The 22439-nt window shown below is 63.5% G+C and carries 26 protein-coding genes; 15 read left to right on the top strand and 11 right to left on the bottom strand.

Annotated features, from left to right (window positions below):
* Positions 1–96 precede the first annotated feature (96 nt).
* Complete coding sequence (locus ACIP1G_RS10590) at positions 97–471, top strand: fe2+ zn2+ uptake regulation protein (protein ID WP_400736344.1); 375 nt, start codon at positions 97–99, stop codon at positions 469–471.
* Positions 472–507: 36 nt separating this feature from the next.
* Here ACIP1G_RS10590 and ACIP1G_RS10585 read toward each other — a convergent pair whose 3' ends face one another.
* Positions 508–696: a hypothetical protein gene (locus ACIP1G_RS10585; protein WP_003248064.1), complete on the bottom strand. Its 189-nt coding sequence runs from the start codon at positions 694–696 to the stop codon at positions 508–510.
* A 151-nt stretch (positions 697–847) separates the two neighbouring features.
* On the opposite strand from ACIP1G_RS10585, the gene ACIP1G_RS10580 reads away from it, so the two are divergent.
* The 4 genes from ACIP1G_RS10580 to ACIP1G_RS10565 all read left to right on the top strand — a co-directional run bounded on the left by ACIP1G_RS10580 (position 848) and on the right by ACIP1G_RS10565 (position 3287).
* Positions 848–1306 carry a hypothetical protein gene (locus ACIP1G_RS10580; RefSeq protein ID WP_400736341.1) on the top strand — a complete coding sequence of 153 codons (459 nt, stop codon included), beginning with the start codon at positions 848–850 and terminating at the stop codon, positions 1304–1306.
* 250 nt (positions 1307–1556) lie between these two features.
* The gene (locus tag ACIP1G_RS10575; RefSeq protein ID WP_400736338.1) at positions 1557–1937 is read left to right on the top strand and encodes a Mor transcription activator family protein; all 381 of its coding nucleotides are present in this window, start codon (positions 1557–1559) and stop codon (positions 1935–1937) included.
* A 62-nt stretch (positions 1938–1999) separates the two neighbouring features.
* Entirely contained in the window at positions 2000–2659 is a 660-nt protein-coding gene (locus ACIP1G_RS10570) for a DUF2589 domain-containing protein (protein WP_400736335.1), read from the top strand.
* A gap of 73 nt (positions 2660–2732) precedes the next feature.
* Complete coding sequence (locus ACIP1G_RS10565) at positions 2733–3287, top strand: DUF2589 domain-containing protein (protein WP_400736332.1); 555 nt, start codon at positions 2733–2735, stop codon at positions 3285–3287.
* Positions 3288–3305: 18 nt separating this feature from the next.
* Here ACIP1G_RS10565 and ACIP1G_RS10560 read toward each other — a convergent pair whose 3' ends face one another.
* Genes ACIP1G_RS10560 through ACIP1G_RS10550 form a run of 3 tightly spaced genes read right to left on the bottom strand, consistent with a single transcriptional unit; the run spans position 3306 to position 9422 of the window.
* Positions 3306–6980: a translocation/assembly module TamB domain-containing protein gene (locus tag ACIP1G_RS10560; RefSeq protein ID WP_400736329.1), complete on the bottom strand. Its 3675-nt coding sequence runs from the start codon at positions 6978–6980 to the stop codon at positions 3306–3308.
* Positions 6977–8719 (bottom strand): autotransporter assembly complex family protein, encoded by a 1743-nt coding sequence (locus tag ACIP1G_RS10555; protein WP_400736326.1) that lies wholly within the window; start codon positions 8717–8719, stop codon positions 6977–6979. The genes ACIP1G_RS10560 and ACIP1G_RS10555 overlap by 4 nt, the downstream gene beginning before the upstream one ends.
* 52 nt (positions 8720–8771) lie before the next feature.
* Positions 8772–9422 (bottom strand): GNAT family N-acetyltransferase, encoded by a 651-nt coding sequence (locus tag ACIP1G_RS10550; RefSeq protein WP_400736323.1) that lies wholly within the window; start codon positions 9420–9422, stop codon positions 8772–8774.
* A 163-nt stretch (positions 9423–9585) separates the two neighbouring features.
* Between ACIP1G_RS10550 and xthA the strand changes: the two genes are divergently transcribed.
* Positions 9586–10398, top strand: coding sequence for an exodeoxyribonuclease III (xthA, locus tag ACIP1G_RS10545; protein WP_400736320.1), 813 nt, complete (start codon positions 9586–9588; stop codon positions 10396–10398).
* A gap of 44 nt (positions 10399–10442) precedes the next feature.
* Here xthA and ACIP1G_RS10540 read toward each other — a convergent pair whose 3' ends face one another.
* The gene (locus ACIP1G_RS10540) at positions 10443–11195 is read right to left on the bottom strand and encodes an anti-sigma factor family protein (protein ID WP_400736317.1); all 753 of its coding nucleotides are present in this window, start codon (positions 11193–11195) and stop codon (positions 10443–10445) included.
* Positions 11192–11713, bottom strand: a complete 522-nt coding sequence (locus ACIP1G_RS10535) for a sigma-70 family RNA polymerase sigma factor (RefSeq protein WP_400736314.1) — start codon at positions 11711–11713, stop codon at positions 11192–11194. The genes ACIP1G_RS10540 and ACIP1G_RS10535 overlap by 4 nt, the downstream gene beginning before the upstream one ends.
* A 124-nt stretch (positions 11714–11837) precedes the next feature.
* Between ACIP1G_RS10535 and ACIP1G_RS10530 the strand changes: the two genes are divergently transcribed.
* The 5 genes from ACIP1G_RS10530 to ACIP1G_RS10510 all read left to right on the top strand — a co-directional run bounded on the left by ACIP1G_RS10530 (position 11838) and on the right by ACIP1G_RS10510 (position 15638).
* On the top strand, positions 11838–12890 hold the full coding sequence (locus tag ACIP1G_RS10530; RefSeq protein ID WP_400736311.1) for a catalase family peroxidase: 1053 nt from the start codon (positions 11838–11840) through the stop codon (positions 12888–12890).
* Positions 12887–13420 carry a cytochrome b gene (locus tag ACIP1G_RS10525; protein WP_400736308.1) on the top strand — a complete coding sequence of 178 codons (534 nt, stop codon included), beginning with the start codon at positions 12887–12889 and terminating at the stop codon, positions 13418–13420. Before ACIP1G_RS10530 ends, ACIP1G_RS10525 begins: the two co-directional genes overlap by 4 nt.
* 83 nt (positions 13421–13503) lie before the next feature.
* On the top strand, positions 13504–14709 hold the full coding sequence (locus ACIP1G_RS10520; RefSeq protein ID WP_400736305.1) for an MFS transporter: 1206 nt from the start codon (positions 13504–13506) through the stop codon (positions 14707–14709).
* An 81-nt stretch (positions 14710–14790) separates the two neighbouring features.
* A complete protein-coding gene (locus ACIP1G_RS10515; protein ID WP_400736302.1) occupies positions 14791–15336 on the top strand; it encodes a cupin domain-containing protein in 546 nt (181 codons plus the stop codon).
* Between the two features lie 11 nt (positions 15337–15347).
* Positions 15348–15638: a hypothetical protein gene (locus tag ACIP1G_RS10510; RefSeq protein WP_400736299.1), complete on the top strand. Its 291-nt coding sequence runs from the start codon at positions 15348–15350 to the stop codon at positions 15636–15638.
* On the opposite strand, the gene ACIP1G_RS10505 is transcribed toward ACIP1G_RS10510, so the two are convergent.
* Positions 15611–16225 (bottom strand): 2-hydroxychromene-2-carboxylate isomerase, encoded by a 615-nt coding sequence (locus ACIP1G_RS10505; RefSeq protein ID WP_400736296.1) that lies wholly within the window; start codon positions 16223–16225, stop codon positions 15611–15613. The two genes, ACIP1G_RS10510 and ACIP1G_RS10505, sit on opposite strands and share 28 nt — an antisense overlap.
* 28 nt (positions 16226–16253) lie before the next feature.
* The gene (locus ACIP1G_RS10500; RefSeq protein WP_400736294.1) at positions 16254–16985 is read right to left on the bottom strand and encodes an SDR family oxidoreductase; all 732 of its coding nucleotides are present in this window, start codon (positions 16983–16985) and stop codon (positions 16254–16256) included.
* An 89-nt stretch (positions 16986–17074) separates the two neighbouring features.
* Here ACIP1G_RS10500 and ACIP1G_RS10495 point away from each other — a divergent pair, with 89 nt between their 5' ends.
* Entirely contained in the window at positions 17075–17638 is a 564-nt protein-coding gene (locus ACIP1G_RS10495) for a TetR/AcrR family transcriptional regulator (RefSeq protein ID WP_400736291.1), read from the top strand.
* Entirely contained in the window at positions 17625–18218 is a 594-nt protein-coding gene (locus tag ACIP1G_RS10490; protein ID WP_400736288.1) for a DUF4157 domain-containing protein, read from the top strand. Before ACIP1G_RS10495 ends, ACIP1G_RS10490 begins: the two co-directional genes overlap by 14 nt.
* Positions 18219–18388: 170 nt before the next feature.
* Here ACIP1G_RS10490 and ACIP1G_RS10485 read toward each other — a convergent pair whose 3' ends face one another.
* On the bottom strand, positions 18389–19381 hold the full coding sequence (locus tag ACIP1G_RS10485) for a bile acid:sodium symporter family protein (protein ID WP_400736286.1): 993 nt from the start codon (positions 19379–19381) through the stop codon (positions 18389–18391).
* Positions 19382–19499: 118 nt separating this feature from the next.
* Here ACIP1G_RS10485 and ampC point away from each other — a divergent pair, with 118 nt between their 5' ends.
* Together ampC and ACIP1G_RS10475 are read left to right on the top strand one after the other, a co-directional pair.
* Complete coding sequence (ampC, locus tag ACIP1G_RS10480; RefSeq protein WP_400736283.1) at positions 19500–20642, top strand: class C beta-lactamase; 1143 nt, start codon at positions 19500–19502, stop codon at positions 20640–20642.
* Between the two features lie 301 nt (positions 20643–20943).
* Entirely contained in the window at positions 20944–21276 is a 333-nt protein-coding gene (locus ACIP1G_RS10475; RefSeq protein ID WP_400736280.1) for a hypothetical protein, read from the top strand.
* A 46-nt stretch (positions 21277–21322) separates the two neighbouring features.
* On the opposite strand, the gene ACIP1G_RS10470 is transcribed toward ACIP1G_RS10475, so the two are convergent.
* The gene (locus ACIP1G_RS10470; RefSeq protein ID WP_400736277.1) at positions 21323–21634 is read right to left on the bottom strand and encodes a hypothetical protein; all 312 of its coding nucleotides are present in this window, start codon (positions 21632–21634) and stop codon (positions 21323–21325) included.
* A 527-nt stretch (positions 21635–22161) separates the two neighbouring features.
* The gene (locus ACIP1G_RS10465) at positions 22162–22350 is read right to left on the bottom strand and encodes a hypothetical protein (protein ID WP_400736274.1); all 189 of its coding nucleotides are present in this window, start codon (positions 22348–22350) and stop codon (positions 22162–22164) included.
* Between the last annotated feature and the right edge of the window lie 89 nt (positions 22351–22439).

Genomic DNA, 22439 nt, shown 5'->3' with positions numbered 1-22439 from the left:
CTTTTTTCACGAGTGGGTTGCAGTTTTTGCGTTCTCATTCGTCCTAATAAGTGAGCCACCCATATTTCGGGTTCGTCCACGAAAAGGAGCATTCACATGTACAACCCGCAACCCTCGATCCAGGCCGGGCGAGCCCCTGGCAGAGCGCCCAAGGAACAGGACGTTTTTGCTGAGGAGCGCACCGGCAACGGGCAGATCCGCGAACTGCTGCGCAGCTTCGGCCTGCGCACCAGCCTGATCCGCCTCAAAGTGATCGATGCCTTGCACGCCGCCGACCGTAATGGCCGCAGCATTGGCGTGCGCGGCGTGCACGCACAACTGGAGCAGCTGGATATTCCGCTGTCGTTCCTCAGCGTGCGCGAAGTGCTCAAGCGGCTGTGCGCCGAAGGCGTCATCCAGCTGGGCAGCGACAAATGCTACAGCCTCAACCCCCAGGCGCGCGCCATGCTGGAGCACACGCCTTCACGCTGAGCGCTTGGCCGGCCATGCCTGGCCGGCCCGCGCAGGTCAGGGCTTGACCTTGCGCCGCAGAATGCCGTTGATCACCACGACCACCACGGCGATGGCGATGGCCAGCATCTGGAAGGTCTGCTCACTGATCGTGCCCTGCTTCTGCAGGTGGGACAGGCCCAGCATCAGGCCCAGTACCACCAGGATGATCAGAAGAGAATATTTGAGGCGCTGCACGTGTGTCATCGAAGGTTCCTTGCAACATCAGGGGCAAATGGCTCGCAACGAGCCGCGGCAATGATACAACGGCCACCGCCCCCAGCGCTGAATTTCCTGCTGGGTGAGGCGGCGGCAGCCTGAAAGCATGGTGCTCTCAAGCACCCATGCCGGAGGCACCATGTACAAACCCCTGCTGTTCGCATCCCTGTTTCTGACGCCCCTTTCCCTTCATGCACTGGACACCCGCCAGACCCCTGCCGAGCACCTGCTCGACCTTGGCCGCGAGCTGGCGGCGCACGCCGGCGCCAGCCATTGGCAACAACTGTGGCAACGAGTGCGCCAGGCAGGCTACCTGCAGGCCGAGGGTGCCCCGGTGCATTTCAGCGTGCCTTCCGCCCGGTTGCCTGATTTGGCCCGGCAAACCTTGGCCGAGGCCGACCAGGTGCAAGCGCTGCGCCAGACCCAGGCCCTGTACCGTCGCAGTTTTGCCGGCCAGGTCATCGGCCAGCGCAACGGCCAGCCGCTGCACGCGCTGTGCCTGCTGGTTGATTGGCGCACCTTGCCCCAAGGCATGCGCGCCACCCCCCAAGCCTACCTGCGCAGCGCCAGCTTGCTGAGCAGTTATCCCTGCGACTGAGGTTATCGGACCCAATCCGCATTAACGGTGGTGACCAGATGAGACATTACCTGTCACAGCCAAATGTCGACGACATTTCCTACAACGCCGGATATCGCTGCCTGCAAACCCTGTGCACCGAAGCTACAACCTCCAACCCATATGCCGCCTAGCGACGGGCCTTGGCTGTCGCACAGAATTTGCTCACACCTTCGACATAACGCCGCTGGTGATCGGGTCGCACAGCCCACCCATCCCGAAGGAGCGCCATATGCAATTGCCAGATTTGAGCCAGATCGATATCAGCCAACTGCCGCACTCGTTGCAGGCCCTGATCGACTGCATCGGCATCGACAACGCCTACCAGCTGACTTGCGCCTACGGCGGCAGGCCCAAGTACATCCCCAAACACCGCGAGCGCACCAAGCTCGTCGAGGTGCTACCGGCCGAAGCGCTCGACGCACTGATCAAGCGCTTTGCCGGGGTCGCCCTGGAAATCCCCAAGGCTGACCACTTCATGCGCCAGTTGCGCAACCAGCAGATCCAGAAAGAAAGCGCCGACGGTTTGTCCCGCAGCCTGCTGGCCAACAAGTACGGCCTGAGCCTGCGCCAGATTGGCAACATCCGTCGCCAAGAGCCTTGCGTGCGCTGAAGCCCAAGCACCGTGGCCGCCACTGGCGGCTACCTAACCTTCACTAGAAAGAGCATCCCAACATGTCGATAGACAACAGCCTCATCGGCTCGGTCATCAATGCCCTGCCGATGGACCGCATGATCGCCGGCCCCCTGCAGGCCATGGTCCAGGCACAGGTCACCGCCAGTAAATCGTACGCAGACTTCCTGATGCAGGTGTGCGTCCAGGACGGCAAGGCAGTCGCTATCCAGTTCGACTACGACGAAACCATTGTCGACGAACAGGGCGAGTACAAGGGCGTGGTCAGCAAGACCATGAAAGTGCCGCTGCTGGCGGCCATCACGCACCCGAACATCACCATCGAAGAAGGTAATGTCGAGTTCGAGCTGATCATCAACCAGATGTCGGAAGACAGCTCCAGCACGGACATGAACGCAACCGTGGGAGGCTCGCTGGGCTGGGGACCGTTCAAGCTGAACGTGAAAGGAAGCGTCAGCCACAAGTCCTCGCAAACGCGTAAGACAGACACCCGCGCCCGCTACGCATTCAATACCACGCTGAAGCGCCAGGAGCCGCCTGAAGCCGTGATGAGGGTGATCGAATTCCTTACCGATGCCGCGACCAAGCCGACCGTTGTCAAAACTGCCGTACTGGAAAGCCCAGACGAAATATCACAGAAAGATACCTTGAAAGACCCTGCTGCCAATAACAACCCACCGCCAAGTGCCAGCAACCCTTGATTCGCTCCACCCCCTCCGCAACAGCCCCCTGGCCAGCAACAGGGGGCTCCTACTGGCCTGAGGAGTCGAATCAATGGACAAGTCCCCCGCCCCCATGACCTCCATCGACCTGCGTGAAATCACCCGTGGCCTGCAGGAAGCCGCCAGCGCCACCAACAGCCTGATCGCCCAGCAGTACATCAACCTGTTCGACCAGTTTTTCGAGTGTGACACCGAGGCATTGGGCGCACCTATGAAGGCCAAGATGGTCGAGGTTGCCATGGACGGCCAGCACATCATGCGTGTGCCGCTGTTTGCCCTGGTATCACCCAAGGGCCTGGCCCTGGAGCGCATGCAAGTCGACTTGTCGGTGCGGGTCAAAGGTACCGAAGCACAACAGGCCTTGCTGACCGCGGGCGAAAACAAGGCCGCCAGCTTCAAGGTGACCATCGGCGGCCAGGGCCGTCAGGGTGAAAGCCGTGACCCTGACGAAGTGCAGATCCGCATGCAGTTTCAGGCCAGCGAACCACCAGAAGCACTGAACCGGCTGATCGAGGAATACACCAGCCTGATCATCCCGGTACGCGCCCCCAGCCTGCCACCCTCGCCCGACACCAATGAGTTCATCGAGGCGGCCACCGTCCGTTGACGGCGGCCCGGCGCCTGCTTAGAAGTCGCGCTTGTAGAAAATATCCAGAGAGCTGGCCAGCCCGCTGGCGGCCTCCAGGTACACCTTCTTGCTCAGTTTGTAGCGCAACGCGATGGTGTTGGCGGGCTCGAACACCCCCACGCCGTAGCGCAGGCTCAGCTTCTCGGTGAGGTTGCCGCTGGCGACCACGCTGGTGGTGTTGCCCGAACCTTCGGTATCCAGTTGGAAATCGTCGATTCCCAGGCTTGAAGCCAGGCTGCCGGTAATGCCGGCACTACCCGCCAGGCCCAGACCCAAGGCTGCCTCAGCGAGCATGTTGTTGTCTTCGCCGGTGGTGCCCAAAGGGCGCCCCAAAACCAGGTACGACAGCGCCTGTTCCTGGCTCATGGCGGGCTCCGAGAACACTTTTGTGGTGGGCTGCTCGGCGCTGCCGCTCAGGCGGATACCGGCAATCACGTCGTCGACCTTGCGGATCGCTTCGATGTCCAGGTACGGCTGGTCGATCGGGCCGGCGAACAGCAACCGCGCCCGGCGGATGGTCAGGCGCTGGCCGTAGGCACGGTAGCGGCCGTCGGCCAGGCTCAGCTCGCCGCGGGTATCGAGGTTGTCACCGATGTGCACATGGCCGAGCAGGTTGGCGGTGAGGCCAAAGCCACTGAACGACAGCTTGTCGCGGCCGACGTCGACATCGATATCCATGGCCATCGCCATGGGTGCCTTGCCCTCTTCGGTCTGGTGGCCGACGATCACCGTGTCATCCGACACCTTGACGGTGGACGGCGGCAGCTCGCGCACGGTGATCTTGCCCTTGGGCACCTGCACCTTGCCGGTCACCGCCAGCTTGTCGTCGATCAGGCGCAAGGTCAGGTCCGGGGCAACTTCCAGCGTGGCATAGGGCTCGACCGTGACGGGCAGTTGCTGGCCTTGCAGGCGCACATCCATGCCCAGTGCCTGGCCCCAGGTGAGGTTGCCACTCAATTGGCCACGCCCCGCCTCGCCACTGCGCCAATTGCCATTGAGCTGCACTTGCTCGCCGGCAATCAACGCCTGCAATGACAAGTCCTCAAGGCTGGCCGGCAGTTCCGCGCCACTGATTTCACCGCCGCTGAGCATCAGGTTGCCGTTGACCTGTGGCGCCAGCAAAGAGCCTGACAGCCGGCCACTGCCATTAAGCTGCCCGGCCAGGCGCTCGACCATCGGCACGAACGGGCGCGCCACCGACAAGTCCAGGCCGGTCAGGCGAAAATCACCCGACAATGGCTTGTTCTTGCCCAGTGGGTCGAGGATAGCGCTGACATTCAGCTCACCCAGGCGCTCGCCGCGAAATGCCAGGCGTGTATCGATACGCCGTGGTGCCAGCGTGCTGTCCAGGCGCAGGGTTTGGTACGGGAAGTCGACCCAGCGGCCCTTGTCGCGCACGCGCAGGGTGCCGCCACTGGCGTCGACGACGATGTTGCCCTTGGGGCCGCTGGCCGGGATGTCCAGGTTGATGTCGGCATTGAGCAGGCCCTGCCAGGCGAAGTCCTTCGGCAACCACTGGGCCAGGCTGGCCAGCGGGAACTGCTTGAGGTGGTAGCGCAGACGTGGCTCGGGGGCCAGGCGCTGGTCGTCGCCACACAGGCTGGCCTGGCCGGAGCGCCAGCAGTGGGCACCGAAATCCAGCTGGCCGCTGGCCAAACGCTGCAGGCGTGCCGGGGCTTGCAACTGCCAGTCCTGGCCACCGGCCTGGATGCGCCCACTGGCCAGGCGCCCGCGCCAGTCACCCTTGTTCAGCTGGCCATCCAGGCCAAGGTCGAGCTTGAGTTGCGGGCCGTCCAGCGCCAGGGTCACGGCTTGCTGGCGAATGTCGCCTTTGCCGTTGGCCTGCAGCGTGCCCAATGCTGTGTCGCCCACGTGGATGCCGCTGGCCTTGAGGTCGATCACGCCGCGTTGGGCGTTGTCCAGGCGAGCATCCAGGTCCAGTTGTTGCAGCCGGTTTTCGGCCTGGGCCAAACGCTGGCCCTGCAGAGTCAGCGTACCTTGCGGCGCCTGCAAGGTGCCGGCGACATCCAGCCGGCCCTTGACCTGGCCTTGCAGCCTTGGCCACAGCTGGCCCAGGCGCGGCAAGTCGAGATCGACCCGCCCGGCCAGGCGCTGCTGCAGGCTACCACTGCCGTTGATGCGGTTGTCACCCAGCTGGATTGCCAAGGCGCCCAAGGTCCAGCTCTGCCCTGCCCCTTGGGCCTCGACCTTGAGCACTGCCGGCTGGCCGCGCAGGCGGCCCTTCAGGTCAAGCTGGGCATCGAGGGCCAGCACATCACCCTTCATCTCGCCTTTGCTACGCAGCGGGCCTGCCAGGGTGCCCGGCAGTTCGGCCAGCCAATAAGCCGGGTCGAGTGCCGACAGTTGCAAGTCGACATCCCATGCCAAGGTATCGGCAAAGCGCACGGCGACATTGCCAGCGGCCTTGCCTTGCCCAGCGCTCAGCGCCAATTGCGCAAACTTCACCTGGCCCAGGTCACCTTCGAACGGGCTGGCCAGGCTGAACGCCCCCGCCGGGCCATCCAGGTCGCCATTGAAGGTGCCCTTATAGTTACCATCGCGGTAGTGCACCTGGGCATTGAAGCGCTTGAGCGTGACGTCGGGCGGTGTCTCCAATGGGTACAGGCGCAGCCACGGGAAGTCCTGCCAGTCCAGTTGAGCGTCGGCGGCCAGGCCATTTTGCCAGTCGGCCTTGGCTTGCAGCTTGACGCGCTGGGTATCGCTGGCGTTCAGGTCCAGCGCATCGAGCTTGGCCCCTTTGCTGTCGACCACCCCGGACAAGATCAGGGCGATAGGCGCCTGCTCGGCCGGCAAACTGGCCGAGCCTGACAATTGATAACCCTTTAGCAGGTCGCCCTTGGCATCGAGCTTGAGCTGGTTCAGCTGCAAGGTATCGGGCAACGAGCCAGCCGGTTTGAAGGCCTCGGAACGGATCTGCAAGGTCGCCGGCAAATGCTCGGCCAACGCCTGCAACTGCCCGCTCAGCGTGGCATCGAGGTAGCCGCTGCTGGTGCCAGCGAGCTTCAAGGTCTTTTGCAATTCGCCAGTGGCGGTCAACGCCAGTTGCCAAGGTTTGCCCTCTACCGCAGGCAGCTGCAGCTGGCCCTGGAGTTGCACCGGCCAGTCACCTTCGGGCTGCAGGTCGCCCTGCAGGTTCAATTGCAGGTCGTCGCGCTGCAGGTGCAGGCTGTCGATGCGCAACCCGGTGTTGGTCCAGTGCGCCGCCAGTTGCAGGTCACCGAGCAGGTCACTGCCATCCAGGCGAAGCTGGCCAATTTTGACTTCACCCAGTTCGATGGCCAGCGGCAAGCGCAAGGCCGGTAATTGCAGCGGGCCGCTGTCGGCCGGTTCGGTACTCGGCGCAAAAGCCATGTCGATACGTTGTGCCTGCAATTGGTCGATGCACAAGGTGGCGCGCAGCAGACAAGCAGGCGACCACGCCAATAGCGGCGCCTGCACCTCTACCTTGCTACCAGCGTCGACCCAGCTTAGCCGGCCAGCTTGCCAGCTACCCGCCAGGCGGCCCTGGAAATCAGCCACCTCAAGCCCAGGCACCTTGCCCAACACCCAACGGCTGCCAGCCTCGGTACCCAGTAACAGGCCCAGTGCCAGGACCAGGCTCGCGACTACCCCGAGCAGGCCCAGCAGGATGTATTTGATTACGCGTTTCAAAGCTCAGGCCCCATGGAAAAGTGCAGGCGAATGCCCCCGTCGTCATCCAGCGCCTTGGCCAGGTCGAGGCGCAGCGGCCCGACCGGCGAGACCCAGCGCACACCAAAACCGACACCGGTCTTGAGGCTGGGCAGCTCCAGGTCATTGAACGAGTTGCCCTGGTCGACGAAGGTTGCCAGCCGCCACTTTTCGGTCAGTGAATACTGGTACTCGACACTGCCGGCCACCAGGTAGCGCCCGCCAATGCGGTCGCCGTCGCTGTTTTTCGGCGACAAGGTCTGGTAGTCGTAGCCGCGCACGCTCTGGTCGCCACCGGCGAAGAAGCGCAACGACGGCGGGATGTTGTTCTTGAAGCCATTGGTCGCGCTGCCGCCGAACTGCACGCGGCCGAGCAGGCGGTGGTTGTGGCCAAGCGTGGTCAGGCCCTTGAGCAGCACGTTGCCGTGCAACAGGTTGGTGTCGGAAACCAGCCCTTCCTTGGCCCCCTGTACATCGAACTGCAGGCGATAACCGTTGTGCGGGTCGATGCGGTTGTCACTGCGCAGGAAGGAATAACTGACGCCGGGCATCAGCAGGTTGCTCAACCCGGAGTCATCGCCCAGGCGATACTCCTCGCGCTGGTACTTGAGCGAAATCACCCGCTGCCAGCCACTGGGCAGCTTGCTGTGCCACTCGGGGCCAACTGTCAGCAGCTTACTGAGGGTATCGGTACCGGCAATTTCCTCGTTCTGGTAACCGCCGGCAAAGCGCAACTTGTCGGTCAGCGGCGGGTCGAGGGGAATGTCGTACCACAGGCCAACGTTCTGCCGGGGCGCCGACAGTTCGGTTTCCCAACCATAGCTGTGGCCCTGCGGGTTGACCCAGTGGCGGGTCCAGTTGGCCTTGACGCGCGGCCCGACGTCGGTCGAGTAGCCCAGGCCCAGGCCCATGGTGCGTGGCTTGCGGGTTTCCAGGTGGACATCCACCGGCACTTCTTCGCCCACGGCTGCGGTGGGTGCCGCATCCACGCGTACGCCTTCGAAATAGCCGCTCGATTGCAGGTCGTTGTTCAGTTCGGCGATCAGTTCAGAGTCATAAGGTGTACCCGGCTTGAACGACACCATGCGCTGCAGCAGGTCGTCGTCCAGCGGTGTGTCACCACCGAAGGTGACAGCGCCCAGGTGATAGCGCGGGCCACTCTGGTAGACCAGTTCAATATCGGCCACGCCCGCCTGGGGGTCGACCGCCAGGCGCTGGCGGCTGAAACGCCCACTGAAGAAGCCGTAGCGCGACGCCTGGTTCTGGATCAGCCGCTTGGCGTCTTCGTATTGGCCGTGGTTGAGTTGTTCACCTGCACGCAGTGCCTTGCTGTCTGGCACGCGGAAGGCCTTCATCTCGCTGGCCGGGCCCTCGATGCGCACGGTTACGTTGCGCAGGCGAATCGGCTCGCCGGGATTGATGGTGATGATCAGTTGCGGGGAATGGTCAGCCGCACTGGCGGGCTTGACCTCGGTATCGATCTGCGCCTGGTAGTAGCCAAGTGCCTGCGCGGCTTTGCGCGCCTGCTCCTGCGCGCCACGACTGAAGCGCAGTAGCGCTTCTTCATCGCGGTCGCCAAGGGTACCGATATAGCCTTCGACATTGGCCTTGAGCGCCTTGTTGGCCGGTTTTACCTTCACCAGCAACTCACTCTGGCCCCATGCTGCGAAACTGGCGGCCCAGAAAACCAGGCCCCAGGTCAATCTTCCTGAATACGTCATGCGGCGCATGCTACCAGAGCCGGGCGCTCAAGGGAGCCGCCTTGCGGCCTGCTCAGGCAAAAGCGGAATTGGAAGAAACCGGATTGGGATGAAAAAACACCCTCTCCCGGATTGGTCCTACAGCGACCTCGCCAATTTCCTCGTAGCCCTGACGCTGGTAAAAGGCCAGGTAGTGCTCATTGCCGGTGTCCAGCACCACACCCTGGGTGCCTGGGTCGTCCGCGCACCAGTCGTGCACAGCTTGCAACAATTGCTCGCCGTACTGCTTACCCTGAAATTGCGGGTGCACCCCTAGCAGTGGCAACACGTGCACCTTGTCGGTAGGCAGGCAGGCGGCCAGGGCCGCCTGGTAGTCCATATAGCGGCGCGTGCAGCGCTGGCCGGTGCCCAGCAACATGCGCAAGCGCCAGGCCCAGCTATCGGCCACGCCCAGCCGGCGCAGCGGCGGCACGATCAGGGCCAGGGCAATCAGGCGGTCCTCCACCAGCAGGCCGATGGCAGGCAGTTGCAGGTAGAAATGCTGGCGTACCCACTCGCGCACCATCACCCGCAGGCGCTGCTCATACCCTGGGCGCTGGGCCTCGAAGATATAGGCGAAGGTAGGTTCATGGCGGTAGGCGTTGTACAACAGCGAGCGTGCCTCGCGGCTATAACCATCATCAAGCAGGCAGACACGCGCCGGAGCGGCTGTGGTTTCGGGCATTGCGGACAGACCTCCTGGAATGGGCGTACAGTGCCTTGGAGGTGTTTTCACCGCGCATCGTTCACCCCCTACAGCACGTTAGCAGTAGCGCCCCGAAGCCGCCACGCTGGTGATGGCGGACGATGTCGGCTAGCATCGCGCCTTTTACCGGGATTATCTTTCCATGAAGATCGTCTGTTTCAACATCAACGGCCTGCGGGCCCGCCCGCATCAGCTGGCGGCGCTGATCGAAAAGTACCAGCCGGACGTGATCGGCCTGCAGGAAACCAAGGTCAGCGACGATCAGTTCCCACTGGCCGATGTGCAGGCACTGGGTTACCACGTGCATTACCACGGTCAGAAAGGCCACTACGGCGTGGCCCTGCTGTCGCGCCAGGCACCGTTGAGCCTGCACAAGGGCTTTGCCACCGATGAAGAAGACGCCCAGCGCCGTTTCATCTGGGGCACCTTCGCCGATGCCGATGGCAACCCGATCACCATCATGAACGGCTACTTCCCCCAGGGCGAGAGCCGCGACCACCCCACCAAGTTCCCGGCCAAGCAGCGTTTCTACAGCGACCTGCAGGCGCTGCTGGAGGGCCAGTTCCGCAATGACCAGCCGCTGCTGGTGATGGGCGACATGAACATTTCGCCGCAGGACTGCGACATCGGCATTGGCCCGGACAATGCCAAGCGCTGGCTCAAGACAGGCAAGTGCAGCTTCCTGCCGGAAGAGCGGGAGTGGATGGAGCGTTTGAAAGGCTGGGGCCTGGTGGACAGCTTCCGCCACCTGTACCCGGAGGTGACAGACCGCTTCAGCTGGTTCGACTATCGCAGCCGTGGTTTCGAGGACGACCCCAAGCGCGGCCTGCGCATCGACCTGATCATGGCCTCGCAGCACCTGGTGCCACGGATCAAGGCGGCGGGCGTGGACTATGAATTGCGCGGGATGGAAAAGCCGTCGGACCATGCGCCGATCTGGTTGGAGTTGAGCTGAGGTTAGTGGTGGGGCCTGAGGTGCTTGCCTTGAGCCCCGCCTACTCACAACCCCAACCGCAACGCCTCCTCCACCCCCGCACCGCGCACATCCTCCGCTGCGCTGACCAAGGCAAAGTTGTAAGCCCCATGCGACCAATACCGCGCCTCCAGCTGACCATCGACCCGCTGCCCGTCCGGCATGCGCCGGTACTGCTCACCCGGTGAACGCAGGAACAGGCTGATGCGTTGGCCCTTGCCATCCTCGAACACCAGCAACGCCGCCGGCCCCTGTTCGTTGCTGAGCAGGCGCGCACCCACCGGCTTGAAGCCATAGCCCGCCAGGTCCGGCAACTGCCCCACGCGACTGAAATGCCGCCCCAACCAATCACGCAACTGCCCTGGGTCGCTGGCCTGGATATCCAGCGCCTCGCTACCCGCGAACAAGCGGTGCGCCTGGACGGCATCGGCCATGGGCAAGTCGACGCGGGCCAGGGTCGCATCACGCACCTGCCAACCACCCAGGCCACCCACGCCCAACGCGAGCAAGAGCACCGCCGCCGCAGCCCAACGCCGCTGGCGGCGCTGGCGCAATTGCCGGCGCACCTGGCTCAGCTCCAACTGCGCCACCCCGGGCAGTTCGGCAAACCCGGCCAGCGCTGCTCTCAGCCGGCGGGCATCGGTACGCCAGCCCTCCACCCGTGCCGCGGCCTGCGGGTTGGCCGCCAGCCAGGCCTGCACCTCGGCCCGGCGCACAGGCTCCAGGCGCTCATCGACGTAAGCGTGCAATTCGTCTTCGCTGGGGATCAGGCGCGTCATTTCAATCTCCGCAAGGCCGGGGGCTGGGGGTTGCCCTCGGTCAGTTCGCGCAAGGCATTGCGAGCGCGCGACAGGCGCGACATCACAGTGCCGATGGGGATGCCCAAGGCCTGGGCGGCCTCCTTGTAGCTCAAGCCTTCGATGCTGACCAGCAGCAGCAAGGCACGTTGCTCGGCCGTGAGCCGGGCAAACGCCTGCAAGTCGGCCTGGGCCAATACGATAGCTTCGAGGTTGTCGCCGGCCGGCTCGTCGACGTGCTCGGTACGGCCAAACCAGGACAGCCAGCGCGCATGCAGGCGGTCGCGGCGTTTGCCGTCGAGGAACAGCCGATAAAGAATGGTAAACAGCCACGCACGCAGCGCCTCGGCGTCCCGTTGCTGGTCGCGCCGGCTCAAGGCCCGCTCTACCGCCGCCTGCACCAGGTCGTCGGCGCTACCCGGCTCGCGGGTCAGCCACACGGCAAAGCGGCGCAGGCGGGCAAGCAGTTCGCGCCACTGGTGGTCGTCCAGGTCGTGCATGGCTAGGTCCCGGCCTCTGGGGTTGTCAGTGTAAAGGGCAGACGCCTGTGAAGAAATTCTATTCCCGCTGAGGGAATAAGTTTTTCCCTGCCCCGTCGTACCGGCACCTTCACTGAACCGGACGATGACCATGAACTCACCTTTGCACGGCCCGGCCAAGGCCTTGCGCCTGGCCGCCATCGGCGCCGTGATGCTGGCTGCAGGGGCCGGCTTTGCCTATGCCGCCGGCTGGCTTGGCGACACCCGGCTGACGCCGCAGCGCATCATCGACACCTTCGAAGCACAGGCCGGGCATTATCCGGGCTACCGCAAGAACCACGCCAAAGGCCTGTGCGTCAGTGGCTACTTCCAGGCCAGCGGGCAGGCCGCCAACCTGTCCACGGCACGGGTGTTCAGCCAGGCGCGGGTGCCGGTGATAGGCCGTTTCGCCATTGGTGGCGCCAACCCGTTCGCGCCGGACACCGGCATTCCGGTGCGTAGCTTGGCCATACAATTGAGCACTGATGACGGGCAGGTCTGGCGCACTGGCATGAACAACCCGCCAGTGCTGGCCGTCAGTACACCTCAAGGGTTCTATGAGCAAGTGCTGGCAGGCGCGCCGGACCCGGCCACCGGCAAGCCAAACCCGGCCAAGATGCAGGCGTTCTTCGCCGCCCACCCGGAAAGCGCGGCGTTTCGCCAATGGGCAGCGGGCTACAAGCCCAGCAACAGTTTCGCCAATACCCAGTACCACAGCATCAATGCCTTCCGCCTGATCGACGCCGGTGGCGCGGCCCACCCGGTGCGTTGGCAGTTGGAGCCACAAGCCGAGTTTGCCGCGCTGCCCGCCCAGGTCGATGACAAACTGTTCCTGCAGCATGACCTGAAACAGCGCCTGGACCAAGGCCCGCTGCGCTGGACGCTACGCCTGGTACTGGCCGAACCTGGCGATGCGGTGGACGACCCCGCCAGCCCCTGGCCTGCCGAACGGCGCAGCGTGAGCGCCGGCACACTGGTGCTGGAGCAGGTTGATGCACCCGAACAAGGGGCCTGCCGCGACCTCAATTTCGATCCGCTGATCCTGCCCCAGGGTATAGAGGCGTCCGCCGACCCGATCCTCGCCGCTCGCTCAGCTGCCTATTCGGAATCCTTCAACCGCCGCAGCCGTGAATCGCTCAGCACTGGAGCCCGCCCATGAAACCGCAAGCCTTCCACCCCCTCGCCCGCCTGCTGCACTGGCTGATGGCCGTATTGATCCTCGCCATGCTGTTCATCGGCGTGAGCATGGTCGCCGATTTGTCGCCGCGGCACCCTGTGCTGATCGGGCTACACAAGGCCACCGGCCTGGCCTTGCTGGTGCTTGTGGTGTTGCGCATCGCCGTGCGCCTGGCCTTGCCCCACCCACCCTTGCCGCGTGACCTGCCAACGCTGCAGCGCTGGGCAGCCGGGGCCTCGCACCTGCTGCTCTATTGCCTGATGCTGGCCATGCCACTGTTGGGCTGGGCGATGCTGTCGGCTGGCGACTACCCTCGCCCGCTGGGCTTGCCCGCCATCGCCCCGCATAACCTGCAGCTGTATGCCGTGCTGCGCCAGGCGCATGGCTGGGCCGGCTACCTGCTGTTCGCCACGGTGCTGGTGCATGTGGGCGCGGCCTTGATGCACGCGTGGGTGCGCCGCGACGGCGTGTTGCGTAGCATGTGGCCTGGCCCCCTGCGCCGCAGCGAATGATCCATGGCGGCCCAGGGTTTGACAATCGATAATAATTCTTAACAAGATCGGCGTTTAACTGCCGTACTGCCCTGGACTGTCTAATGAACGTTGCAAAGGATCCTGCCACCCTTTTACCGGCCAGCACCCTGGACTTGCGCCCATTGCTGCTGGCCAACATGGCCTGCACCATGTCGATGATGGCCTTCGTCGCACTGATCGGCCCGATTGCCCGCCAGCTTGGCATGGCCACCTGGCAAGCCGGTGCCGCCGTGACCGTGGCAGGCGTGGTCTGGGTGTTGTTGGCACGGCCCTGGGGGCGTGCGGCAGACCGCCTGGGCCGGCGGCGCGTGCTGTTGCTGGGCAGCGCTGGTTTCACCCTGGCTTACTGGCTGCTGTGCCTGTTTGTCGAAGGCGCACTGCGCTGGTTGCCGGGAGCTACCCTGGCCTTCATCGGCCTGATGGTCGCACGTGCCTGCATCGGCGCCTTCTATGCCGCCATCCCGGTAGGCTGCAATGCGCTGATCGCCGACCATGTCGAACCGCAACGTCGGACCCGGGCCATGGCCTCGCTGGGGGCGGCCAACGCCGTTGGCCTGGTGGTGGGCCCAGCGCTGGCGGCGCTGCTGGCGCGGCATAGCCTGAGCCTGCCGTTCCATATCATGTCGCTGCTGCCAGCCAGTGCTTTCCTCGTCCTGCTGTTCACCCTCAAGCCCCAGGCGCTAGCAAGCAGCCATGCCCCCAGCCCGGTACGGTTGAACGACCCGCGCCTGCGCCGGCCCTTGCTGGTGGCGTTCAGCGCCATGCTCAGCGTCACCGTGTCACAGATCATCGTTGGTTTCTTTGCCCTCGACCGCTTGCACCTGGGCCCTGCCGAAGCCGCCCAGGCCGCCGGTATCGCCCTGACCACGGTGGGCGTGGCACTGATGCTGGCGCAGGTGTTGCTGCGCCAGCTGGAATGGCCACCGCTAAAGATGATCCGGGTCGGCGCCACGGTGTCGGCCCTGGGCTTTGCCTGCGGTTCGCTGGCAACAACGGCGCCCTGGCTGTGGGCTTGTTATTTTGTCGCGGCAGCGGGCATGGGCTTCGTATTCCCGGCGTTTTCCGCGTTGGCAGCTAATGCCATGCACGCCTCCGAGCAAGGCGCCACGGCTGGCTCCATTGGCGCTGCCCAAGGCATGGGCGCGGTGATCGGGCCGCTGGCTGGCACCCTGGTGTATGCCATCGATCCACGCTTGCCATTCCTGGCTGTGGCGGCACTGTTGTTGCTGGTCGGGCTGTGGCCAATGCCGCGTGACCAAAGGGTTTGAGAAGCACAGCGCGCAAGCGCGCAGAGTGTGTTTTAATGCGCATCGCTCATTATTTTAAACACCTCAGATTACAAGGCGGCTATGGACACGGGGACGCGACTCAAACTGGTGCGTGAACGCAACAACCTCTCCCAACGGGAACTGGCCCGCCGCAGCGGGCTGACCAATTCGACGATCTCGCAGATCGAACAGAATCGCGTCAGCCCTTCGGTCAGCTCCCTGAAAAAACTGCTCGAAGGCATTCCCATGAGCCTGGCGGAGTTTTTCAGCTTCGACGAGCCGGTGCGTGAAGAGCGCTACGTGTTCCGTGGTGGCGAACAGCCAGACCTGGGCCGTAACGGCCTGCGCATGCTGCTGGTCGGTGCCAGTGTCGAAGGCCGGCAAATGCGCATGCTGCGTGAACTGTATGCACCGGGTGCCGACTCGGGTGAGCCGATCGTGCATGCCGAGGGCGAAGAATGTGGCCTGGTCACCCGGGGCACGGTCGAGCTGTGGGTCGATGGCCATGTCAGCGTGCTGAACTCGGGCGATGGCTATTACATCCCCACTACCCTGCCGCACAGCTTCAAGAACATCGGCCCGGACGAAGCTGAGATCATCAGCGCCAATACCCCGGCGAATTTCTGATCTTGACACCGATGGGGCCGCTGAACACCCGGGCCATCTACCAGTGCCTGCGCAATGCGGCCCTTGGCGTGCATCACCTGGAGGTGCGTGCACGCCGCGATGGCGGATTGGTCGAAGTCGACATCCAGGGCTGGCAACTGACGCTGGCCCTGGACGCCGAAGGCCTGGCGCATTGCGTTCATTGCCTTGCCCCTGGCGGCCAACAGGCCGGGCTTGAGGATTGGCCGCGCTACGGCAGCAACCCCACCGACCTGCTCAGCCTGTGGGAGCGCACTCAGCTGGAAAGGCTGCTGGCACCCTGACGCAACGCCGCTTCGACAAAGTCCAGGCGGTCCTGGCCAAAGAACATCTCGTCGCCGACAAAACAGGTTGGCGCGCCAAACACCCCACGCGCCACAGCCACCTCGGTCGCCTGCCTTAGCGCGGCCTTTACCTCGTCATCCGCCGCCAATGTGTGAAATGCCTGCGGGTCGAATCCGCCCTGGGCAAGAGTTTCATCAAGCACCGCGCTATCGCTCAGGTTGCGGCGCTGCACAAACAGGCCATTGAACAGCACGGCCAGCAAGGCCTCGAAACGCTCTGGCGAACGCAGCTGAGTGCCCACCACCCCACGCATCAGGGTCAAGGTATTGACCGGGAACCCCGGTGGCAACCCGTACGGCACCCCGTAACGAGCCGCAAAGCGCGCCAGGTCGGCAAACATGTAGCGTCCCTTGGCCGGGATCGAGACCGGTGAGGCGTTGCCGGTGGCCTGGAATACCCCGCCCAGCAACATCGGCCGGTAGCGCAACGTGGCCCCTTGACGGGCACACAGTGCTGGCAGTTGGGTCCAGGCCAGGTAGCTGGCTGGGCTGCCCAGGTCAAAATGGAAATCGACGATCTTGTGCATGACTATGATCCTTGTTCGGGGAAAGGCCTTACCAGCGTTCCATCCAGGGGCGCAGGTCCAGCTCGAAAGTCCAGGTGTCGCGAGGCTGGGCGTGCAAGAACCAGTAGCTGTTGGCAATGTGCGCCGGGTCGAGGATGCCATCCTGGTCCTTGAGGGCATAACGCTCGGGGAAACTGTCGCGAATGAAGGCGGTGTCGATGGCGCCGTCCACCACCACGTGGGCGACGTGAATGTTTCGCGGCCCCAGTTCGCGCGCCATGCTCTGGGCCAGAGCGCGCAAGCCGTGCTTGGCACCGGCGAACGCTGCGAAACCCGCCGCGCCCCGGGTACCGGCAGTGGCGCCGGTGAACAGGATCGTGCCGCGCTCGCGCTGGACCATGCGCCGGGCCACCGCCTGGGCAGTAAGGAACCCGGCAAAGCAGGCCATCTCCCAAATCTTGAAGTATTTGCGTGGGGTTTCATCGAGGATGCTGCACGGCACATTGGCGCCGATGTTGAAGATAAAGGCTTCGATCGGGCCGATATCGCGCTCGATGGTTTCAACCAGCTCCGCCACCTCCTCCTCCTTGCGGGCATCAGAGCCAAAACCGTGGGCTTGGCCGCCAGCGGCGCGTATTTCCTCCAGAAGCGGCTGCAGCTTGTCAGCCTGGCGCCGGGTCACACAGGCAATATAGCCCTCGCGGGCAAAACGCTTGGCGATCTCGCCACCGGTGGCATCGCCCGCACCGATCACCAGCACTACTTTTTGTTGTTCTGCCATGCTTGCCTCCATTGGTGAATGATCGTTTAGTAAACGAACGCTATGTTATGATCACCGCCATCGTCAAGCCCTCCTGCAGAGGCAAGTGAATGCGTTACTCCAACGAACACAAGCAGCAAACCCGCGAACGGCTGCTGGCCAGCAGTGGTGCACTGGCCAAGCGCGGGGGGTTCTCCAGCACCGGCGTGGCCGGGCTGATGAAGGCCATTGGCCTGACCGGCGGTGCCTTTTACAACCACTTCCCGTCCAAGGACGACCTGTTTACCGAGGTGGTGCGGCAAGAACTGTGCAACAGCCCGCTGGCGCGCCTGGCCAACCAGGGCGCCAGCCGCGAACGGCTGGGCCGTTGCCTGCAGCAGTACCTGAGCCTGGCCCACCTGCACAATGCCGAGGGTGGCTGCCCATTGCCGCCGCTGGGGGTGGAGATTGCCCGGGCCGAAGCGCAGGTGCGCGAAGTGGCCGAGCATTGGCTGGTGGAACTGCACCAGGCCTGGAGCGCAACACTGGAGGATGAGCAACTGGCCTGGGTGCTGATCAGTCAGTGCGTAGGTGCGCTGATGGTCGGGCGCATGCTGGCCACCGAAAGCGTGCAGTCGCAGGTACTCGACGCCAGTCGCCACTTTGTAGAAAAGGCCCTGCATGAAGCGGATTAGTGCACTGCTGGGGCTGTTGCTGGCCCTGCCGGCGCTTGCCGACCAGGCCTGCCCGCCAGGGCAATACCAGGTATGCCTGATGGGCTGCTTTTGCGCCCCGATCGACCCTGGGCAAGCCGGGCAAATTCTCAAGGATGTGGAGGTGATGGCGTCGTCCAGCCTGACCTATGCCTTGCACCAGGCTCGCGACGAAGCCACCGCCAGCGGCGTTGAGCCGATCCCGTTGCATATCCGGGTGCAGCTCGAACCCTGGTATGACTTTGCCGTGCTCGACGCGGCGCGCTTCCGGGTGGGTGACCAGGAGCAGATGAGCGCGGCCAATGCGCTGCTGCAGAACCCCGACGTAAACGCCGTGACATTGATCGACACGATCATCTTCCGCCGGGCCGGTGACGCTGAGGACAACGTGGCCTTGTGGGCGCACGAGCTCAAGCATGTGCAGCAGTACCAGCAGCTGGGCGTCGAGGAATTCGCCCGGCGCTATACACGCAACTACGACGACCTGGAGGGGCCCGCCTACAAGATCGAGGCCGAGGTGGGCAAGGCGCTGCGCGAGCGCGGTTCAGGGCAGGCCCGCTAACCTCAAGCCATTGCGCGATCCCGTGTAGGAGCGGCCTTGTGTCGCGAAAGGGCCGCAAAGCGGCCCCAGCATTATTTGCATTCACGCTGAAATTGTGGGGCTGCTGTGCAGCCCTATCGCGACACAAGGCCGCTCCTACACAGGGAACGCGCCAGTGGCCGCTTATGTTGTCAGGATGCCGCCGAAGCCTCTTCCGTCACCTGCTCACGGCTGGCATAACGCTGCGCCAGCACCGCACAGACCATCAACTGGATCTGGTGGAACAGCATCAGCGGCAAGATCATCGCGCCAATGCCACTGCCCACGAACAACACCTGGGCCATTGGCACGCCGGTGGCCAGGCTCTTCTTCGAGCCGGCGAACAGAATCGTGATGCGGTCCTCCAGGTCAAAGCCCAGCGCCTTGCCAAGCAGGCGCGTACCAAACAGCACCACCGCCAGCAGAATCCCGCACACGGCAAACAACCCGGCCAGGTGCTGCGGCGATACCGTGTGCCACAGCCCGGTAACCACCGCCTCGCTGAAGGCGGTGTACACCACCAGCAGGATCGAGCCCTGGTCCACCACCTTGAGCCAGCGCGCATTGCGCTTGACCCACGCGCCAATCCAGCGCCGCGCAATCTGCCCGGCCACGAACGGCACCAGCAGTTGCAGGGTGATCTTCAGCACCGCATCCAGGCCAGAGCCGGTGTCACCACTGGCACCCAGCAGCATCATTACCAGCAATGGCGTGAGGAAGATCCCCAACAGGCTGGACGCCGCCGCGCTGCAGATGGCCGCCGGTACGTTACCGCGGGCCAGCGAGGTGAAGGCGATGGCCGACTGCACGGTGGCTGGTAAGGCGCACAGGTACAGCACGCCCAGGTACAGCTCGTTGCCCACCAGCGGCAGGAATAGCGGCTTGAGCGCCAGGCCCAGCAGCGGGAACAGCACGAAGGTGCAGGAGAACACCAGCAGGTGCAGGCGCCAGTGCCCGGCACCGGCGATGATCGCCTCACGCGACAGCTTGGCGCCATGCAGGAAGAACAACAGGCCGATGGCCAGGTTGGTCAGCCAGCCGAAATACACCGCCCCGTCGCCCGAGCAAGGCAGCACGGTGGCGATCAGCACCACCCCGAGCAATGCCAGGGTGAAATTGTCGAATAACATGCGCAAATACTTCATCAATGTGTCCGTCTTGTCATTGTGCAAGGGCAGACGATAAGGTCTGCGGCTATTTGCCGCTAACGCCGGAACCCCCACCGGTATCGCTCAACGGACACGCTCCATAAAAGGACCACCCATGCCTCGCCCTCGCCTTTGCGCACTTGCAGCCGCCCTCACGCTTACTTTCGTGCACGCCACCGCCAACGCCGACGACCAACTGCAAGCCAAGGTCGACCAGATCATCCGCCCGCTGATGCAGGATCAAGGCATCAGCGGCATGGCGGTGGCAATCTACGCCCGCGACCACGCGCATTACTTCAGCTACGGAGTGGCCAGCAAGGCCGACAACGTGCCGGTCAGCCGCGACACGCTGTTCGAAATCGGTTCACTGAGCAAAACCTATACCGCCACCCTGGCTGCGCTGGCCAGTGCCGAGGGCAAGCTGGACCTCGAAGCCCCGGCCAAGCGCTACCACCCGGCCCTGGCCGGGGCGCCCATCGGTGACGCCAGCGTGCTGGAACTGGGCGCCTACAGTGCCGATTGCCTGCCGTTGCAGTTCCCGGATGCGGTACAGACCCCGCAGCAGGTGGTCGATTTCTTCCGCCACTGGCAACCCCCTGCCAAACCCGGCACCCAGCGCTGCTACTCGAACCCTAGCCTGGGCTTGTTCGGTGACCTGGCCGCCCGCGCGCAGCACCAACCGTTTTCTACACTGATGACCGAGGGCCTGCTGGCAAAAATGGGCCTGGAAAACACCTACCTGCACGTCCCCGCCAGCGCCCAGGGGCTTTACGCCCAAGGCTACGATGCCGACGACAAACCAGTACGCGTCGGCCCCGGCCCCTACGCCGACGAGGCCTACGGCATCAAGACCAGCGCCAGCGACCTGCTGCGCTATGTACGCCTGCACATGCAGCCGGAGGGCCTGCCCCCGGCACTGGTCAAAGCCATTGCCATTACCCAGCAAGGCTACTTTCAGGTTGGCGCCATGACCCAGGGCCTGGGCTGGGAACGCTACCCCTACCCGGTCACCTTGGGCACGCTGGTCGATGGCAACAGCCCGCGGCTTATCCGTGAACCGCAGGCAACCACGCGCTTGCAACCGGCCCTGCCCGCGCTGCCAGCCGCCTGGTACAACAAGACCGGCGCTACCAACGGTTTCGGTGCCTACGCTGCGTTTGTGCCGTCCGAACAACTGGCTGTGGTGTTGCTGGCCAATCGAAATTACCCGAACGAAGCCCGGGTGCGCGCAGCCTTCGACATTCTGTCAGGGCTGTAGTGCCAGCAGTGATTGTCGAACAAAATGACAAAAATGTAGTGCCAAAAAATATTCACTACAAAACGGTTGACGCCGTTCATCGCCCTTGTGCATGATGAAGCCGTCTCCCTGATCGGGAGCGGTGGCAAGGGTGTTCCAGGCGGCCTGCGCGGTAACGCAGGCCGTCCGTGGAGAGGGAACTGTCCAAAAGGCAGCGTGAGAAAGCCCCTGTTGCGATGCTGCTGTAGCAGCCTTGGTAGTGCGCTACACCGTGGTAGTGCCAACTTTGAAAAATCACCTACGAATGGGTAATGGGGGCTTTATGATGAACTTGAACAACAATCCGACTATCGACCAATTGGCCCAGCTGTTCGCCGTACGCAAGGACAGCCTTGACGACCACTTGCTGTGGGTTAGCCAAACCGGTGAAGTGCGCCTCGACCGCCTGCCACCGAACACTGTCGAAGATGAATTTGAAGAGCACCTGCCCAGCATGCGTGCCCGCTTCAAGGTCTACCGCCGTGGCCTGGGCTACGTCGGCAAGAAGGCCGCCGCCGACACCGAGTTCGTTGGCCGCGTACTACAGACCCTGCAACAAGAATGGCCCGCTGCCCGTGAGCAGCAGGCAGTCAAGGTGATCGAACCGCTCAACTGAGGGTTCGCACCCTTACCAGTGCCCGGCCCGCATAGGCCGGGCTTTTTCATGCCTGGCGCTGTTGCAAACGGGTTTCCGGCAAGGGCAAGGCGCCGGTCGCCATTGCCCGGGCGCGGTCGACGCCCCACACCAGGGCGCGGGTCATGGACTCGCCTGGTCGCGCAGGGTAATACTCTTCAAGCAACGCACGCCCATCCCTGCCATACAAACCCAGGAACAACTGCGTGGCTCCAAGGCGCGACAAGCGCACTTGTACGTCAAGCGTGGTGCCGTCACTGAGTGCTTCGTCGTGGCTGCGGCTGTGCAGTTGGGCATCGGCCCACTGCCAATAAGTCTTTTCCCTGACTCGCATGAGCATTCAATCCTCCGTTGCTGGAATGCCGCGTCAGAAAACCACAGCCTTGGTCATCCGGCGAGCGCTACCCGGCAATACCATGAGGAGGATCAACTAATAGCAAAAAAAGATTCTTCACGGAAAAGCTGGGGTGGGGCTTTTAGGTGCATGCCTTGGGATTTGAAGTGATGCACAGATCGAGCGCCGCCCGCGCGGCGCTTCGCAGCACAAGGCTGCTCCTACATCTGTTTCGGGCCAGTCACGCCGGAGAGGTCACCGCTGTCCGCCTTGTTCGTACCATTCGATATCGAAGGGAACGCCGTTGCTCTTCATCAACCTTCAGCCATGCACCAAGGCTGCCACCCAACCTGCCACAGGAATAATTGGCCCGAAACAGATGTAGGAGCAGCCTTGTGCTGCGAAGCGCCGCGCGGGCGGCGCTCGATCTCAAAGGCGCTGAAAGTGTTGTGACAAGCACCTACCAGCCGAAACGCTTCATCAGAACAGGTAAAAAAAACCCCGCCATTGGGCGGGGTTGTCCTGGGGCAGGATCACTTTTTCAGTGGAACCCGCGGCATGAAGCGGCCTTTTTGGCTGCGCTGCAGGTGTGCAGGCTGGAGCTGTTCCGAATCATCCAGCGTCATGTGTGCAAAGCCCAGGCGGTATGCCGCCTGGCCACAGCGCACCTGGCTGTTGATCGGGAATGCGTCGTTCAGGTCTTCGAAAAAGGATTCGCTCATGCCCTGTATCCCTCCAGTGGCGGTCACGCTGGCAACCACAATAGCTGCCCAGTTAAACGCGGCCTGGAAGTGAGACTAGCTGGTCATTT

Source organism: Pseudomonas sp. NPDC089392 (genome assembly GCF_044749595.1).
Taxonomy (GTDB): domain Bacteria; phylum Pseudomonadota; class Gammaproteobacteria; order Pseudomonadales; family Pseudomonadaceae; genus Aquipseudomonas.
This window is presented reverse-complemented; position numbering and strand designations above follow the sequence as displayed.

Coding starts and splice junctions, on each gene's coding strand:
- ACIP1G_RS10590 (WP_400736344.1), top strand. CDS start 97: ATGTACAACCCGCAACCCTCGATCCAGGCCGGGCGAGCCCCTGGCAGA.
- ACIP1G_RS10585 (WP_003248064.1), bottom strand. CDS start 696: ATGACACACGTGCAGCGCCTCAAATATTCTCTTCTGATCATCCTGGTG.
- ACIP1G_RS10580 (WP_400736341.1), top strand. CDS start 848: ATGTACAAACCCCTGCTGTTCGCATCCCTGTTTCTGACGCCCCTTTCC.
- ACIP1G_RS10575 (WP_400736338.1), top strand. CDS start 1,557: ATGCAATTGCCAGATTTGAGCCAGATCGATATCAGCCAACTGCCGCAC.
- ACIP1G_RS10570 (WP_400736335.1), top strand. CDS start 2,000: ATGTCGATAGACAACAGCCTCATCGGCTCGGTCATCAATGCCCTGCCG.
- ACIP1G_RS10565 (WP_400736332.1), top strand. CDS start 2,733: ATGGACAAGTCCCCCGCCCCCATGACCTCCATCGACCTGCGTGAAATC.
- ACIP1G_RS10555 (WP_400736326.1), bottom strand. CDS start 8,719: ATGACGTATTCAGGAAGATTGACCTGGGGCCTGGTTTTCTGGGCCGCC.
- ACIP1G_RS10550 (WP_400736323.1), bottom strand. CDS start 9,422: ATGCCCGAAACCACAGCCGCTCCGGCGCGTGTCTGCCTGCTTGATGAT.
- xthA (WP_400736320.1), top strand. CDS start 9,586: ATGAAGATCGTCTGTTTCAACATCAACGGCCTGCGGGCCCGCCCGCAT.
- ACIP1G_RS10540 (WP_400736317.1), bottom strand. CDS start 11,195: ATGACGCGCCTGATCCCCAGCGAAGACGAATTGCACGCTTACGTCGAT.
- ACIP1G_RS10535 (WP_400736314.1), bottom strand. CDS start 11,713: ATGCACGACCTGGACGACCACCAGTGGCGCGAACTGCTTGCCCGCCTG.
- ACIP1G_RS10530 (WP_400736311.1), top strand. CDS start 11,838: ATGACCATGAACTCACCTTTGCACGGCCCGGCCAAGGCCTTGCGCCTG.
- ACIP1G_RS10525 (WP_400736308.1), top strand. CDS start 12,887: ATGAAACCGCAAGCCTTCCACCCCCTCGCCCGCCTGCTGCACTGGCTG.
- ACIP1G_RS10520 (WP_400736305.1), top strand. CDS start 13,504: ATGAACGTTGCAAAGGATCCTGCCACCCTTTTACCGGCCAGCACCCTG.
- ACIP1G_RS10515 (WP_400736302.1), top strand. CDS start 14,791: ATGGACACGGGGACGCGACTCAAACTGGTGCGTGAACGCAACAACCTC.
- ACIP1G_RS10510 (WP_400736299.1), top strand. CDS start 15,348: ATGGGGCCGCTGAACACCCGGGCCATCTACCAGTGCCTGCGCAATGCG.
- ACIP1G_RS10505 (WP_400736296.1), bottom strand. CDS start 16,225: ATGCACAAGATCGTCGATTTCCATTTTGACCTGGGCAGCCCAGCCAGC.
- ACIP1G_RS10500 (WP_400736294.1), bottom strand. CDS start 16,985: ATGGCAGAACAACAAAAAGTAGTGCTGGTGATCGGTGCGGGCGATGCC.
- ACIP1G_RS10495 (WP_400736291.1), top strand. CDS start 17,075: ATGCGTTACTCCAACGAACACAAGCAGCAAACCCGCGAACGGCTGCTG.
- ACIP1G_RS10490 (WP_400736288.1), top strand. CDS start 17,625: ATGAAGCGGATTAGTGCACTGCTGGGGCTGTTGCTGGCCCTGCCGGCG.
- ACIP1G_RS10485 (WP_400736286.1), bottom strand. CDS start 19,381: ATGAAGTATTTGCGCATGTTATTCGACAATTTCACCCTGGCATTGCTC.
- ampC (WP_400736283.1), top strand. CDS start 19,500: ATGCCTCGCCCTCGCCTTTGCGCACTTGCAGCCGCCCTCACGCTTACT.
- ACIP1G_RS10475 (WP_400736280.1), top strand. CDS start 20,944: ATGATGAACTTGAACAACAATCCGACTATCGACCAATTGGCCCAGCTG.
- ACIP1G_RS10470 (WP_400736277.1), bottom strand. CDS start 21,634: ATGCTCATGCGAGTCAGGGAAAAGACTTATTGGCAGTGGGCCGATGCC.
- ACIP1G_RS10465 (WP_400736274.1), bottom strand. CDS start 22,350: ATGAGCGAATCCTTTTTCGAAGACCTGAACGACGCATTCCCGATCAAC.